The 13,167-nt window shown below is 66.7% G+C and carries 16 protein-coding genes; 9 read left to right on the forward strand and 7 right to left on the reverse strand.

Annotation, left to right across the window (positions count from 1 at the left end):
- Window position 1 precedes the first annotated feature (1 nt).
- Together CAL19_RS09290 and CAL19_RS09295 are read right to left on the reverse strand one after the other, a co-directional pair.
- Window positions 2-829, reverse strand: a complete 828-nt coding sequence (locus CAL19_RS09290) for an aldo/keto reductase (RefSeq protein ID WP_094796627.1) — start codon at window positions 827-829, stop codon at window positions 2-4.
- A 117-nt stretch (window positions 830-946) separates the two neighbouring features.
- Window positions 947-1,702 (reverse strand): IclR family transcriptional regulator, encoded by a 756-nt coding sequence (locus tag CAL19_RS09295; RefSeq protein WP_026637967.1) that lies wholly within the window; start codon window positions 1,700-1,702, stop codon window positions 947-949.
- A gap of 205 nt (window positions 1,703-1,907) precedes the next feature.
- Here CAL19_RS09295 and CAL19_RS09300 point away from each other — a divergent pair, with 205 nt between their 5' ends.
- From CAL19_RS09300 to CAL19_RS09325, 6 genes are read left to right on the forward strand one after another with little or no spacing between them, the layout of a single operon-like run.
- Window positions 1,908-2,687, forward strand: coding sequence for an enoyl-CoA hydratase/isomerase family protein (locus CAL19_RS09300; protein ID WP_094796628.1), 780 nt, complete (start codon window positions 1,908-1,910; stop codon window positions 2,685-2,687).
- The gene (locus tag CAL19_RS09305) at window positions 2,684-4,297 is read left to right on the forward strand and encodes an acyl-CoA mutase large subunit family protein (protein ID WP_094796629.1); all 1,614 of its coding nucleotides are present in this window, start codon (window positions 2,684-2,686) and stop codon (window positions 4,295-4,297) included. Before CAL19_RS09300 ends, CAL19_RS09305 begins: the two co-directional genes overlap by 4 nt.
- Window positions 4,294-4,740 carry a cobalamin B12-binding domain-containing protein gene (locus tag CAL19_RS09310; protein ID WP_026637970.1) on the forward strand — a complete coding sequence of 149 codons (447 nt, stop codon included), beginning with the start codon at window positions 4,294-4,296 and terminating at the stop codon, window positions 4,738-4,740. The genes CAL19_RS09305 and CAL19_RS09310 overlap by 4 nt, the downstream gene beginning before the upstream one ends.
- Window positions 4,737-5,864, forward strand: coding sequence for a CaiB/BaiF CoA transferase family protein (locus CAL19_RS09315; protein WP_038851858.1), 1,128 nt, complete (start codon window positions 4,737-4,739; stop codon window positions 5,862-5,864). The genes CAL19_RS09310 and CAL19_RS09315 overlap by 4 nt, the downstream gene beginning before the upstream one ends.
- A complete protein-coding gene (locus CAL19_RS09320; RefSeq protein WP_094796630.1) occupies window positions 5,861-6,766 on the forward strand; it encodes a GTP-binding protein in 906 nt (301 codons plus the stop codon). The genes CAL19_RS09315 and CAL19_RS09320 overlap by 4 nt, the downstream gene beginning before the upstream one ends.
- Before the next feature lie 26 nt (window positions 6,767-6,792).
- A complete protein-coding gene (locus CAL19_RS09325) occupies window positions 6,793-7,758 on the forward strand; it encodes a Bug family tripartite tricarboxylate transporter substrate binding protein (protein ID WP_026637971.1) in 966 nt (321 codons plus the stop codon).
- A gap of 63 nt (window positions 7,759-7,821) precedes the next feature.
- Here the strand turns inward: CAL19_RS09325 and CAL19_RS09330 are convergent, their stop codons facing one another.
- The 5 genes from CAL19_RS09330 to CAL19_RS09350 form a co-directional block, all read right to left on the reverse strand.
- Window positions 7,822-8,037 (reverse strand): hypothetical protein, encoded by a 216-nt coding sequence (locus tag CAL19_RS09330; protein ID WP_026637972.1) that lies wholly within the window; start codon window positions 8,035-8,037, stop codon window positions 7,822-7,824.
- Window positions 8,038-8,116: 79 nt separating this feature from the next.
- The gene (locus CAL19_RS09335) at window positions 8,117-9,220 is read right to left on the reverse strand and encodes an AGE family epimerase/isomerase (RefSeq protein WP_249276282.1); all 1,104 of its coding nucleotides are present in this window, start codon (window positions 9,218-9,220) and stop codon (window positions 8,117-8,119) included.
- A 136-nt stretch (window positions 9,221-9,356) separates the two neighbouring features.
- Complete coding sequence (locus CAL19_RS09340) at window positions 9,357-9,569, reverse strand: hypothetical protein (protein WP_026637974.1); 213 nt, start codon at window positions 9,567-9,569, stop codon at window positions 9,357-9,359.
- 167 nt (window positions 9,570-9,736) lie between these two features.
- Entirely contained in the window at window positions 9,737-9,952 is a 216-nt protein-coding gene (locus CAL19_RS09345; protein ID WP_231494510.1) for a hypothetical protein, read from the reverse strand.
- A 64-nt stretch (window positions 9,953-10,016) separates the two neighbouring features.
- Window positions 10,017-10,763, reverse strand: coding sequence for a sulfite exporter TauE/SafE family protein (locus CAL19_RS09350; RefSeq protein ID WP_026637976.1), 747 nt, complete (start codon window positions 10,761-10,763; stop codon window positions 10,017-10,019).
- A gap of 250 nt (window positions 10,764-11,013) precedes the next feature.
- Between CAL19_RS09350 and hpaR the strand changes: the two genes are divergently transcribed.
- From hpaR to hpaI, 3 genes are all read left to right on the forward strand, one after another.
- The gene (gene hpaR, locus CAL19_RS09355) at window positions 11,014-11,463 is read left to right on the forward strand and encodes a homoprotocatechuate degradation operon regulator HpaR (RefSeq protein WP_419670169.1); all 450 of its coding nucleotides are present in this window, start codon (window positions 11,014-11,016) and stop codon (window positions 11,461-11,463) included.
- Between the two features lie 77 nt (window positions 11,464-11,540).
- Window positions 11,541-12,341: a 2-oxo-hept-4-ene-1,7-dioate hydratase gene (gene hpaH, locus CAL19_RS09360; protein WP_094796632.1), complete on the forward strand. Its 801-nt coding sequence runs from the start codon at window positions 11,541-11,543 to the stop codon at window positions 12,339-12,341.
- 10 nt (window positions 12,342-12,351) lie between these two features.
- The gene (gene hpaI / locus CAL19_RS09365) at window positions 12,352-13,155 is read left to right on the forward strand and encodes a 4-hydroxy-2-oxoheptanedioate aldolase (protein ID WP_026637979.1); all 804 of its coding nucleotides are present in this window, start codon (window positions 12,352-12,354) and stop codon (window positions 13,153-13,155) included.
- Window positions 13,156-13,167 lie beyond the last annotated feature (12 nt).

A 13,167-nucleotide genomic window follows, 5' to 3' on the forward strand; every position in this document is an offset into this window, starting at 1 on the left:
CTCAGCCCTTGAAGCGCTCGGGGTCGGGCCCCACCCGCGGCCCCTCGGGCAGGTTGTCGATGGCAGCCATGTCGTCGGCCGACAGCTCGAAATCGAAAACATCGATATTGGCGCGAATGCGCTCGGGCGTCACCGACTTGGGAATCGGCAGCAGGCCATTCTGCACATGCCATCGCAGCGTGACCTGCGCGGGCGACTTTCCATATTTCGCGGCCAGCGCCACGAGCGTGTCGTGGCGCATGACGGCGCCCTGCCCCAGGGGGCTCCAGCATTGCGTGGCGATACCCAGCTCGGCATGGAAAGCCCGCAATTCCTTCTGCGCAAATTCCGGGTGCAGTTCGATCTGGTTCACCGCCGGCACCACGCCGGTTTCGTCGACCAGCCGCTGCAACTGCGCCCGCGGAAAGTTCGATACGCCGATCGATCGCGCGCGTCCGTCTTCTTTCATGGCAACCAGCGCGCGCCAGGCATCCAGGTAGGCGTCGCTGCCCGCCACGGGCCAGTGGATCAGGTAAAGGTCTACGTAAGCCAGGCCCAGCTTGTTCAGGCTTTCGTCCATGGCTTTCTGGGCGTCGTCGTAGCTATGCCTGTCATTCCATAGTTTGGTAGTGATGAACAGGTCTTTGCGGGCCACGCCCGACGCGCGCAATCCTTCGCCCACCCCTGCCTCGTTGCCGTAGATGGCCGCCGTGTCGATCAGCCGGTAGCCGGCAGCCAGCGCCTCTTTGATGCACTGCGCCGCCTCGCCGTTGGGCACTTGCCAGACGCCCAGGCCAAGTTGCGGGATGGTGTTGCCGTCATTCAGTTTCAGTATGGGTGCCTGCACCATGGGACCTCCGAATGGCAGATGAAGTCATTAACCGGCAAGCTGCATGCCAGCCGGCTTGCCGGACCATGATAGCGCCCCTGCCGTGCCGCGCCTGAAACAAGGCATTGCGTGGCGCAGTCACGGCCTGGATTGCGATTGCCTCAGGATGAAGCTGCAGGCGGCGACCAGCAGTCGCGCGCATTCGGCCATTGTGCCTTCCATGCGGTGCTTCGGGCCGGCCACCGCCACCGCGAAGGTCTCTTTGTTGAGCACCAGCGATGACGCCACGGCCCACACGTCGTCCACGTTCTCGCCCAGCGTGCGGTAGTACCCGAGCTTGCGGCCCTGTTGCACATCCGCCAGCAGCGCTTCGGGATCGGTGAGCGTGGCGAGCGTGATTCCGGGCAGCGCATGGCCCTGCAGCCAGTCCTTCAGTTCGGCGTCTTTCACGCATCCGAGCATCGCCTTGCCTATCGAACTGGAATGCAGCGGCTTCAACTCCCCGGGCTTGGCCGAATAACGGATCGAATGGGTGCCTTCCACTACCTGCAGGTACACCACGGCGTCGCCCTGGCGCTTGCCCAGGATGACCGTCTCGCGCGAAGCGTCGCGCAGCCGTTCGAGCACGGGCGTCATGCGCTCGACGAACGGGTCTTTGGCGACGATGTCGCGCGCCACATCGAACATGCGCTTGGTGGGATACAGCGAGCGCGGGCGCGTCAGGGAATACAGATAACCCCGGGCCGTCAAGGTGCCCACGATGGCGTGGCAGGTGCTCTTGGGCAGGCCCGCCACATCCGCCAGTTCGGTCAGGGACAGGGGACGCTGGCTGGCCTGGAAGGCTTCGAAGATGTCGAGCAGGCGATCGACGGCGGTGACATTGCTGGAGGACATGGCGGGGGCTCCGGATGCATGAGGGGCTCGCGCGAAATTCGGCGGGCTGAACAAAAAGCGGCGAATCGGGCCTGCGGCGGCCACACGGACGCTATTTGTTCAGAATACCGAACTTTTGTCCTTGATGCAGAAAAATTGCGCGCCTAGCATGCGAGTACGGTCTGCTCACGCATGACGCGGCCGACCTAAAAGACGGAGACACGACTTGCCAGGCACCGAAGACGTACTCATAGACCGCCAGCCATCCGGGGCATGCCGGATCACCATCAACCGCCCTGCCAAGCACAACGCGCTGGCGCGCCCCCTGCTCGACGCCGTGGGGCAGGCCGTGACGGACGCCGGCGCCCACCCCGATACCCGCCTTATCGTATTGAGCGGCGCGGGTGACCGTTATTTCGCCGCCGGCGGCGACCTGCGCGACCTGGCCACCGTGCGCGACGAAGCGGCCACGCTGGCCATGGCGGGCCAGGCCCGCGCGGCGCTGGACGCCGTGCGCGAGTGCCCGGTGCCGGTCGTGGCCTATCTGAACGGTGACGCCATCGGCGGCGGCGCCGAACTGGCCCTGGCCTGCGACCTGCGTCTGCAGGCCAGCCACGCGCGCATCGGCTTTGTGCAGGCGCGCCTGGCGATCACGTCGGCCTGGGGCGGCGGAACGGACTTGTGCCGGCTGGTCGGCGGAGCGCGCGCCATGCGCATGATGGCGCGCAGCGAGCTTGTGGATGCGCAGCAGGCCCTGGCCTGGGGGCTGGCCGATGCCGTCATCGCCGACGGGCCCGATGGCGCCGACATACAGGCCTTTCTGCGCCCCATGCTTGCCTGCCCGCCGCAGGTGCTGCGCGGTATCAAGGCCCAGGTCCGGGCGTGGCGCCAGGGCGCCGCCTACGACGCCGCGCGCGCCACCGAGCAACAGCATTTGTTAAGCACCTGGCTGCATGGCGACCATTGGCGCGCCAGCGAGCAGATCCTATCGAAAGGAAAACAATGAGTAGCCACCCCCAGCCCGAACGGCCGCCACGCCTGCATTCGGTCAATCGAAGCGGCATCGAGATTCCCGTCAGCGTCGGCCCCGATTCGGTCGATCCGTCCCGCATCGGGATGCCCGGCCAGTACCCGTACACACGGGGCATATTTCCGGACGGCTACCAGGGCCGCCTGTGGACCTTCCGCCAGTATTCCGGCTTCGGCACCGCCGAAGAATCGAACGCGCGCTACAAGTTCCTGCTGGAACAGGGCCAGACGGGCCTTTCGGTGGCGCTGGACCTGCCCACTCAGTGCGGGCTCGATCCCAGCGACCCGATGGCGCGGCCCGAGATCGGCAAGGTCGGCGTTTCGCTGTCCAATCTCAGCGAGGCCGAAATCCTGTTCGACGGCCTGGACCTGTCGCGCATCTCGACCTCGTTCACCATCAACGGCACGGCGGCCATCATCTATGCGATGTACCTTGCGGTGGCCGACAAGCAGAACGTGCCGCGCAGCAAGCTCACGGGCACGATCCAGAACGACATCCTGAAGGAATACGTGGCGCGCGGCACCTGGATTTTTCCGGTGCGGCCATCCATGCGCCTGATCGCCGACACCATCCTGTATTCGAACGATGTATCGCCGCGCTTCAACCCCATCAGCATTGCGGGGGCGCACGTGCGCGACGCGGGCGCGACGGCCGCCGAGGAAATGGCCTATACCATCGCCAACGGGCTGGCCTATGTGGACGAACTGCGCGAACGCGGCGGCGATATCGAAAAGTTCGCCAAGCGCCTGTCGTTCTTCTTCTATGTCCATATGGACTTCTTTGAAGAGATCGCCAAGTTCCGCGCGGGACGCAGGCTGTGGGCGCGCCTGATGAAAGAACGCTATGGCGTGCAGGATCCCAAGGCCCAGCATTTCCGCTTCGGCGTGGTGTGCGGCGGCTCTTCGCTGGTGGCGCCGCAACCCTACAACAACGTGGTGCGCGTCACCGTGGAAACCATGGCGGCCGTGCTGGGCGGCGCGCAGTCGATCTTCACGTGCGCGCTGGACGAGGCCTACCAGATACCCACCGAGTTTTCAGCCGAGCTGGCGCTGCGCACCCAGCAGATCATTGCCTACGAAAGCGGCATCGCCAACTCCGTGGACCCGCTGGGTGGCAGCTACTTTCTTGAGCAGCACACCGAACGCATGGAAGAAAAGATCGAACAGGTGATGGCCGAGATCGACGAGTATGGCGGCGTCATCCGCGCCATCGAAGACGGCTGGATACAGCTGCGCCTGGCCGAGCGGGGGCTGGAACGCAAGCTGGCTATCGACGCCGGCGAGCAGGTCATCGTGGGGCAGAACCATTTCGCCAGGCCGGGCGACGAAACCAAGATCGGCGACGTGTTCACGCTGGACCCCACTGTGGCGCAGCGCGCGCTCGAGAAATTCCAGCGCGTGCTGGATACGCGCAGCCAGGCCGCGGTGGATGCGTCGCTGGCCAAGCTCGCCGGCGCCGCGGCCAAAGACCGCGAAAACCTGATGCCTTACCTGGTCGATTGCTGCCATGCCTACGCCACCGTCGGAGAGATGGTGGCATGCCTGAAAAAAGAATGGGGTGAATTCAAGGAGCCCGTCAATCTATGAACACGCCTACCCAAGACAAGCCCGCGCTGGCCGGCAAGCGCATCCTGGTCGGCAAGCCCGGGCTGGACGGCCACGACATCGGCGCCAAGATCGTCGCGCTCAGCCTGCGCAATGCGGGGGCCGAAGTCATCTACACCGGCCTGCGCCGCACGCCGCGGCAAATTGCCCAGGTGGCGGTCGATGAAGGCGTGGACGCAGTGGGCCTGAGCATTCTGTCGGGCAGTCACCATGAACTCACGCGCGAAGTCATCGCGCAATTGCGCGAGCTCGGCGCCACAGATGTCCGGGTCTTTCTGGGCGGAACGATTCCGGCCAGCGACCATCCCGCGCTGCTGGAACTGGGCGTGGCCGCCATCTTCACTGCCGACATGCCCCTGGAGCAGATGATCGGCATACTCGCGCAGCGCCTGCATGAGGCCGGCGCGGCAAGGAACCCCGCATGAACGCGCCGCTGGCGGGCATCCGCATCATTGAAGTCGGCCATATGCTGGCCGGCCCCTATTGCGGCCTGATGCTGGCCGACATGGGGGCGGAAGTCATCAAGATCGAGCCGCGCGAAGGCGATATCGGCCGCACCATCAGCCCGCACAGTATCGGCCCGCACAACGCATACTTCGCCAGCCTGAACCGCAACAAGAAAAGCATCGTGCTGGACCTGGCCAGCGCAGCAGGCCAGGCCGCGCTGGGCCGCATCGCCGCCCGTTCGCATGCGCTCGTCACCAATTTGCGGCCATCGGCGATACGCAAGCTGGGATTGACCTACGACGCGCTGCGGATCCACAACGACAAACTGGTGTGCGTGGCGCTCACCGGCTACGGACTCGAGGGCCCGTATTCCGAAAACCCGGCGTACGACTACGTGATCCAGGCGATGACGGGCGTCATGGCCATCACGGGCGAACCCGACGCGCCGCCGGCCAAGGCCGGCTATTCGGCGGTGGACAACTCGGCGGGGCTGGTGGCCGCGCTGGGCCTGCTTGCCAAGGTCGTGCAAGGCCGGGGCGGCCAGGTGGACGTATCGATGTATGACGTGATGCTGTCCCAGCTCAACTACCTGGCGGGCGCGGCTTTGAATGCGGGCGAGACCATCGAGCGCCTGCCGGCGTCTTCGCACCCCTATGTTGTGCCGGCGCAGTTGTTCCCCACTGCCGACGGATGGCTGGTGCTGTTTATCACGCACGACAAATTCTGGCGCATTTTCTGCCACGAGATCGGACGCACGGACTGGGTCGAACATCCGCATTTCGCCACAATGGCGGCCCGCCGCGCGCACCGCGCCGAAGTCGTGACGGCGATCACCCATGAACTGGCCGGCGCGACGGCGGCGCAATGGGCGGACCGCCTGGCGCCGCTGGGCATCGTCGCGGCCCGGGTGGGCACGCTGAACGAAGCGCTGGACAGCGACATCGCGGCCGCTCGCAAGCTGGTGGTGCAATTGGGCGACGGCAGCCTGCCGTTGCGGGCGGTCGCCAGCCCCGTGCGTTTCGAAGACCAGGAGGCCCCACGCGCGCTGCCGCCGTTGCTGGACGAACACCGCGACGAAATCATGAGCTGGGCCGGCCCATGACAGCCACCCCGCCCCTGGATCGTCTTGCCCTGGGCCGCACGCTGACGCGGCTGGCCAACGCCAGCCCGCTCGAACTGGCGGCGCAGCCGCCCCGGCAACCCGCCCACGCGGCGCGCCGTATCGGCATTACGGGCGCGCCCGGCGCGGGCAAGAGCACCCTGCTGGGACGGCTGGCCCTGGCCCGCCTGGGCGGCGGGCGCCTGGGCGCGCTTGCTGTCGACCCCAGCAGCCCCAAGAGCGGCGGCGCCATCCTGGGCGACCGGGTACGCATGGACGAACTGGCGGGCATCGACGAGCTGTACATCCGTTCCCTGGGGTCGCGCCGCACGTCCGACGGGCTGGCCGACAACCTGCCCGAAATGCTGGACGCCATGGATGACTTCGGATTCGTCGAAGTGCTGCTGGAAACCGTGGGCGTGGGCCAGGCCGAATATGCCGCGCGCATGCACGTGGACACCCTGGTGCTGGTGCTGCTGCCCGACAGCGGGGACACGGTGCAAGCCATGAAGGCGGGCATCATGGAAATGGCCGACATCTTTGTCGTCAGCAAAGCCGACCTGCCCGGCGCGCGCAAGATGGCCGCCGACATCAAGCGCATTGCCTCGGCCATGCGCCATGCGGCCGACGCCTGGGTGCCGCCGGTGCTGCTGGTGGCGCAAGACCAGCCGGATTCGATCCAGGCCCTGTCCGACGCGATCGACCGCCACCAGGCATGGCTGGCGTCCACGCGCCGGCACGAAGCCATCCGCCAGCAGCGCGCCCGCTACCGCCTGCGCCGCCTGCTGGAGATCCGGGCAGCCGAATTCATCGCCACACAGGACAATGCATTTTTTGCCCTGCCCCTGCCCGACCAGCTGGCGCGCCTGCTGAGCGGCCTGGCACAACCGCACGGCCAGTCATAAGGCCGGCAACACCAAAGGAGAGACACATGCGTTACATACCCTGGGCCCTGGGCCTGCTGCTGTCGGCCGCGCTGGGCGCACCCGCGGCCGCCGTGCAAGAATATCCCGACAAACCCGTGCGCATCATTGTGCCGCAGACCCCGGGCGGCGCATCGGATACGCTGGCGCGCATCATCGGCCAGCAGCTGGGCGACAAATGGAAGCAGACCGTGGTCATCGAAAACCGCGCGGGCGCCGGCGGCAACGTGGGCATGGAAGCGGTGCTCGCGGCCCCGCCCGACGGCTATACCCTGCTGATGAGCTATGTCGGCACGCAGGCCATCAACGGCGCGCTCTACCAGCAGCTGAATTTCGACCCCGGCGCCGATTTCGCGCCGGTGGCCACGCTGGCCACGCTGCCTTTCGTGCTGGTCACGCGGCCCGATTCACCCTACAAAAGCGTGGACGACGTGGTGCAGGCGGCCAAGAAAGGCAACCTGACCTACGGTTCGGCAGGCAACGGCTCGGTCAACCACCTGCTGGGCGAAATGTTCAGCAGCGCCGCGCAGGTGCCGCTGCAGCACGTGCCTTACCGAGGCGCCGCGCCCGCCCTGCAGGACCTGCTGGGCGGACGCATCGACATGGTGTTCACCAGCCTGCCGTCGGTAGCCGGCTCAATCAAGGGCGGCGCGCTGCGCGCCCTGGCGGTCACCAGCGCCCAGCGGGCCAAGTCGTTCCCGGATATCCCCACCATCGCCGAGGCAGGCTTCAAGAGCTTCGACGTCAACCCCTGGTTCGGCCTGATGGCGCCCAAGGGCACGCCGCCGGCGCGCATCACGCGCATCAACGAGACCGTCAATGCGGCGTTGGCGGATCCGAAGGTCGTGGAAAGCTTCAACGCGCAAGGGGCCGAGCCGTTTGCCACCAGCCCCGCCGAATTCGAGAAAATCCTTGCGGCGGACGTAAAGCGTTGGGGAGAAGTGGTGCGCGCCTCGGGCGCCCGGGTCGACTGAAGCCGCAGGCGCAGCGGCCCAAGGAGGCGGCAGACCGCGCGAAGGGGCGCGGTCGTGCCCAGCCTAGGGGGCCAGCTTGAACCCCTGGTCAGTGCCCCATTTGTCGGTTTCGCGCAGCCATTTGGCGCCACATTCCAGGCAGCGGAAGTGGTCTTCACGGCAGCCCTCGCGCCCCTTGGCCTGAGGGTGCACAAAGCCCTGGTGCCCCAGCCCGGCATGCGGCTCAATACCGGGTATGCCGGGCGTGATCCCCTGGCAACCTGCACACATAACGCTCATGCCATACCTCTAGACAATAATTCGCAAATTGTAAACGAATTGGTCTACGGCGGTGGCGCGCGAGTGTTGCGCAAGCGCATCAGGCTGCGGGCAGCCCTTCATAGCAAGTCGCCAGGTGATACGGAGTCGTGGACGGCATATCGGCGCGCGCCACGGTGTCGTCCGGATGCAGGCACTCGTGCCAGCCCCACGGCGTGAGGAAGCGTCGCCGCAAGGCGGCCAACTGGCTGGCCAGCGCGCCGCTGTCGCCAATGGCCGCCAGGTAGCGGCCATACTCGGTTTGCGCCCAGAGCCGCTGCACCGGGTCGCGGACCTGCCCGTCTTCATGTAGCGAGGCCAGCACGCCGCACGTGCCGCGGTCTACCCCGTGCCGCCGCGCCCAGTCGCAGCCGCGCGGCACGGCCAGGGGCAGTTCCAGCCCGGCGAACACGGCCGGCGCGCTGTGCAGCAGCACAAACCATTCGAACTGATGGCCGGGCTCGATGCGGTTGCCCGGCGTGCCCAGGGGGGCCTCGGCAATGCAGAGACTGGGCGCGTGCAGGAAGGCATCGGCCACCGCCTGCGCGATGCCGCGCAGATTCTGCGCGAACCAGGCGGGCTCGGCCACGCGGGCCGCGGCCAGGTACGCTTCGGTCAGGTGCATCATGGGATTCTGGGCCGGCGGCTGGCGCGCCTGTCGCCAATCGGCCGACATGGCCGCGTGGTACAGGCCATCCGGGCGGCGAAAGCGCGCCTCGATGGTCTCGGCCGTGTGCAGCATGGCCTGGCGCGCGTCGGCGTTGCGCGACCGTTCGAAGTATGCCGCGCAGGCAAAGACGACGAACGCATGCGTGTAGAGATCCTGGGTGTCGTCGAGCGGATGACCGTCTGCGTCGATGCTATAGCGCCAGCCCCCATGCCTGTCGTCGCGGAAATGGCGGGCCAGCGCTTCGAACAGGCGGTCGGCATGGCGCGCATGCGCAGGGTCGGGCGCGCGCGAATACACATACAGTTGCCGCGCGCACGCCATGGCGCGATAGCGCTGCGCCGGCAGCGGCTGCGCAGCGCCGCCCGACAGCGACTCGCAGGGCAGGCCCATTTGCGTGTTGAAACCCGCGCCGCACCACAACGGCAGGATGACTTCGTTGAAGTGCCAGCGCAATGCCTGGATCGTGAGGGAAAGATCGGAAAGCGGAGCGGCCATCGATGCCTGGCGCGCCGGTGGCGCGCGCCGAAAATGACGAAGCAGCGACGATAACCCGGATTCAGGCCGAAGCCGGGCCAGCCATCGATTCCACGTCATGGGCGCGCGCGGCCTGCAAGTTTCCGCCTGTGTGTGGTCAGCGGAAGATGTTTTCTTCTACCCAGTTCTGGGCGAAGACTTCTGCACGGTCGCGCGCCTCGTGCAACGATGCGCAATCGCCCAGATACGAAAAGGCGGCATCGACTTCAGTGCCCCCTTCGGCCGTTACCGTCAGCAGTACACCGTATCCGCCGGTATCCATGGCCGCTGTGGATACGTCGATCAGTACTTCCTGGTCATGATGCTGCATGGCTGCCTCCCAGTCGGTTACCTAAACGCGTGGATCCACGCGTGGCGCTGGCGGGGTCCGTTGGTGAAGGTCCGCTAGGTGGTTGGACCCGCAAGCGGCACGCAAGTTCATATTACCGACGTGCCCCCGGGCGCGATAGTGGGACGCCCGCCCCGTGGACGCGAGGCCTACTGCAGGTGGATGGCGCCCGGCGCCTGCATGCGCAGCGCCAGGCGGCCCTTGTCGGTCAGTACGAGCCGGCCGGCGTCGGCCTCGCGCACACAGCGCAGGATGATGAGGCTTTCGGCAACATGGGGCGGGACCTGCGCGGCCGGCACCCCTTCGGATTCACCGTCGGCGACAACCTGCAGCCAGCGGGCCAGTTCGCCCTGTTGGATCTTCATGCGCGGCATGTGTGTACAAAATAATGAAAGTGCTGCATCTACGATAGCATGCGGCATGCCGGGCTCAGCGCCACAACGCCGGCAGCGACGATGCCAGCATCGCCCAGCCCGCCGCCGTCAGCAACCCCAGCACGAGCTTGCGAAACATTGCATCGCTGATGCCCAGATACGCGCGCGCGCCCAGCCAGCCCGGCAACAACATGGCGGCAATGGCAATGGCCACATACGGCGCCGTCTGGGTAGTGACAACGCCCCGGTACAGATACGTGGCCAGCGTGGCCGCCAGCATGGCCAGGTTGAAGTTCTGGATAATGGCCCGTTGCGCGTCCTTGTCGAACCCGCGCAACGTACACCATAGCGTAGGCACCACTCCGGTGAATCCGCCCAGGCCGCCCATGACCCCGCCCAGCGCGCCCACCGTGGCATCGGCCACGCGCCCGCCTCGGGTGATGCGTGGCAGGCGCCGGGCTGCCAGCATGAATGGGCACCAGATCGCCAGAATGGCGCCGACAAGGGCCTTGAACAGCGCCGGATCCAGCAGCGGCAATGCCGCTGCCCCCACGGGAATCCCAAGCAGGCCGCCGGCCAGGAAGGGCAACAGGCGCCGCGCGTCGAATCCCCGCCGCACGGTCAGGGCGGCCAGCACTTGGCCGGCCAGCCCGCACGATACCGCCAGGGCCGCCGCCAGGCGGGCGTCCAGCGCCCAGGCCCAGAACGCCATGGCCACCAGGCCGAACCCGAAACCGGCCAGGCCCTGGACGAAGCCGGCCACGGCTGCGCCTACGACGATCAGTAACAGTGCGCCATCCATCGGCAATTGCGTCCCCCTTGCGTCGCGTGCGGCGGCGCCTGGCGGATGGTAAACGCTGATACGATTTTGTGCTTGCATTGGCAGCGCGGCGGCACTAAATTAAAGTTGCCAGGCGTTCTGACACCCATGCGTGCGAAGCCAGGCAAGAGCGCCCCACACTCATCGCGAGTTGGGGCGCTCTTTATTGTGCGCGCCCCCGGGGGCGCGCCGCCTGCGCATTTCACCGGTGCATGCCGCTTATCTTGCTAACATGCCGCGCATGAGCCAGTTCCACCATCGCAACCTGCCCCATCTGCTGCTGCATGCGCGCGAAACCCTGATGGCGCATTTCCGGCCCATCCTGCATGCCGCGGGCATCACCGAACAGCAATGGCGCGTATTGCGCACCCTCAGCGAACTGGAACCCATGGAGCCCAACCAGATCGCGGCGCAATGCCAGATCCTGCGCCCCAGCCTGACGCGCATGCTGATCGGCATGGAGCAATCCGGCCTGATCGAACGCACGCGCTCCAGCGCCGACCAACGCCGGCAGGACATCACCCTGACCCCCAAGGCCCGGCGGCTCATCGACACCCTGCGGCCGCAAGTGGACGCCTGCTACGAACGCCTGGAAGCCTCATTGGGCAAAGCGCGCCTGGAGCGGCTCTACCACGACATCGACGCCGCCATCGAACATATCAAGCGCCACCCGCCTGCATAGCCCGCCATGGCGGGCTTGCCAGGGGTGGCGGCATTCCCCATAATAGATAACGTGTTAACTATTACACGGATATCCCGATGCTCGACCTCGCCACCACCAAGGCCCTGGCCGCCCGCCTGCACGAGGCGGAACGCAGCCGCACGCAGATCCGCCAGATTTCGCTGGACCACCCCGACATCACGATCGACGATGCCTACGCCATACAGCAGCAGTGGCTCGAGATCAAACTCGCCGAAGGCCGGGTGGTCAAGGGCCATAAAATCGGCCTGACCTCGCGCGCCATGCAGCAGGCGTCGCAGATCGACGAACCCGATTCGGGCACCCTGCTCGACGACATGTTCTTTAACGAGGGCGAGATCCCATCCAGCCGCTTCATCGCGCCGCGCCTGGAAGTCGAGCTGGCGTTCATCCTGGCCAAGCCGCTGCGCGGCCCCGGCGTGACCCTGGCCGACGTGTACAACGCCGTGGACTACGTCGTGCCTGCGCTGGAAATCATCGATGCCCGCTCGCACATGATCGACCCCGACACCAAGCGGCCGCGCAAAGTCTTCGATACCATCGCCGATAACGCCGCCAACGCGGGCGTCGTGCAAGGCGGCCGTCCGGTGCGCATGCACGACCTGGACCTGCGCTGGGCGGGGGCCATCATGACGCGCAACGCCATCATCGAAGAAACCGGGCTGGCCGCCGGAGTGCTGAACCATCCCGCCAATGGCGTCGTATGGCTGGCCAACCGGCTGGGCCCGCGCGGCGTCACGCTCGAGCCCGGCCAGATCATCCTGTCCGGCTCTTTCACCCGGCCGGTGTTCGCCAAGCCGGGCGATACTTTTGCCGTCGACTACGGACCGCTGGGCACGGTCAACTGCCGCTTCGTATAAGCTCACGCACATGGATATCCTGACCAACAATTTCAAGCGCGCGCTGCGCGCCGGGCAACCGCAGATCGGCCTGTGGGCCGGCATGGCCCACCCCTACCCCGCCGAAATCTGCGCGGGCGCCGGATTCGACTGGCTGCTCATCGACGGCGAACACGCACCGAACACCGTGCAGACCGTGCTGGCGCAATTGCAGGCGGTCGCCGCGTATCCGGTGGCGCCCGTCGTGCGCCCGTCCTGGAACGACTTTGTGCAGATCAAGCAGTTGCTCGACGCCGGCGCGCAAACGCTGCTGGTGCCCATGATCCAGTCGGCCGAAGAAGCGGCCGCCGCGGTATCGGCCATGCGCTATCCGCCCGAAGGCATCCGCGGCCTGGGCGCAGCGCTGGCCCGTGCGTCGCGCTGGAATCGCATTCCCGACTACATCCGGCGCGCCAATGACGAAATGTGCCTGCTGGTGCAGATCGAAACGCCGGAAGGCCTGCAAGCGCTTGACGAAATCCTGGCCGTCGATGGTGTCGACGGCGTGTTCATCGGCCCGGCCGACCTGTCGGCCACCATGGGGCATATGGGTAACCCGGGCCACCCGGAAGTGCGCGCGGCCATCGATGACGCCATCGTTCGCATTGTGCGCGCAGGCAAGGCTGCCGGCATTCTGCACGCGGACGCCGCACAGGCCCGCCACTGCCTGGAGCTGGGCGCGACTTTCGTCGCGGTAGGCGTCGATGCTACGCTGCTGGCCCGCGCCGCCGAAAAGCTCGCGCAGGACTTCAAGGGCGCGCCGGCCGCGCCCGGCAAGGACGGCGGCCCTTACTGACGGCTGCGCCGG

It is taken from the genome of Bordetella genomosp. 7, assembly GCF_002261265.1.
Taxonomy (GTDB): domain Bacteria; phylum Pseudomonadota; class Gammaproteobacteria; order Burkholderiales; family Burkholderiaceae_B; genus Bordetella_A.

Bases quoted from the DNA above. Each gene is read 5' to 3' on its own strand.
- CAL19_RS09295 (WP_026637967.1), bottom strand. From the start codon at position 1,702: ATGTCCTCCAGCAATGTCACCGCCGTCGATCGCCTGCTCGACATCTTC.
- CAL19_RS09325 (WP_026637971.1), top strand. From the start codon at position 6,793: ATGCGTTACATACCCTGGGCCCTGGGCCTGCTGCTGTCGGCCGCGCTG.
- CAL19_RS09315 (WP_038851858.1), top strand. From the start codon at position 4,737: ATGAACGCGCCGCTGGCGGGCATCCGCATCATTGAAGTCGGCCATATG.
- CAL19_RS09335 (WP_249276282.1), bottom strand. From the start codon at position 9,220: ATGGCCGCTCCGCTTTCCGATCTTTCCCTCACGATCCAGGCATTGCGC.
- hpaR (WP_419670169.1), top strand. From the start codon at position 11,014: ATGCCGCGCATGAGCCAGTTCCACCATCGCAACCTGCCCCATCTGCTG.
- CAL19_RS09330 (WP_026637972.1), bottom strand. From the start codon at position 8,037: ATGAGCGTTATGTGTGCAGGTTGCCAGGGGATCACGCCCGGCATACCC.
- CAL19_RS09345 (WP_231494510.1), bottom strand. From the start codon at position 9,952: ATGAAGATCCAACAGGGCGAACTGGCCCGCTGGCTGCAGGTTGTCGCC.
- CAL19_RS09340 (WP_026637974.1), bottom strand. From the start codon at position 9,569: ATGCAGCATCATGACCAGGAAGTACTGATCGACGTATCCACAGCGGCC.
- hpaI (WP_026637979.1), top strand. From the start codon at position 12,352: ATGGATATCCTGACCAACAATTTCAAGCGCGCGCTGCGCGCCGGGCAA.
- CAL19_RS09290 (WP_094796627.1), bottom strand. From the start codon at position 829: ATGGTGCAGGCACCCATACTGAAACTGAATGACGGCAACACCATCCCG.
- CAL19_RS09350 (WP_026637976.1), bottom strand. From the start codon at position 10,763: ATGGATGGCGCACTGTTACTGATCGTCGTAGGCGCAGCCGTGGCCGGC.
- hpaH (WP_094796632.1), top strand. From the start codon at position 11,541: ATGCTCGACCTCGCCACCACCAAGGCCCTGGCCGCCCGCCTGCACGAG.
- CAL19_RS09320 (WP_094796630.1), top strand. From the start codon at position 5,861: ATGACAGCCACCCCGCCCCTGGATCGTCTTGCCCTGGGCCGCACGCTG.
- CAL19_RS09305 (WP_094796629.1), top strand. From the start codon at position 2,684: ATGAGTAGCCACCCCCAGCCCGAACGGCCGCCACGCCTGCATTCGGTC.
- CAL19_RS09310 (WP_026637970.1), top strand. From the start codon at position 4,294: ATGAACACGCCTACCCAAGACAAGCCCGCGCTGGCCGGCAAGCGCATC.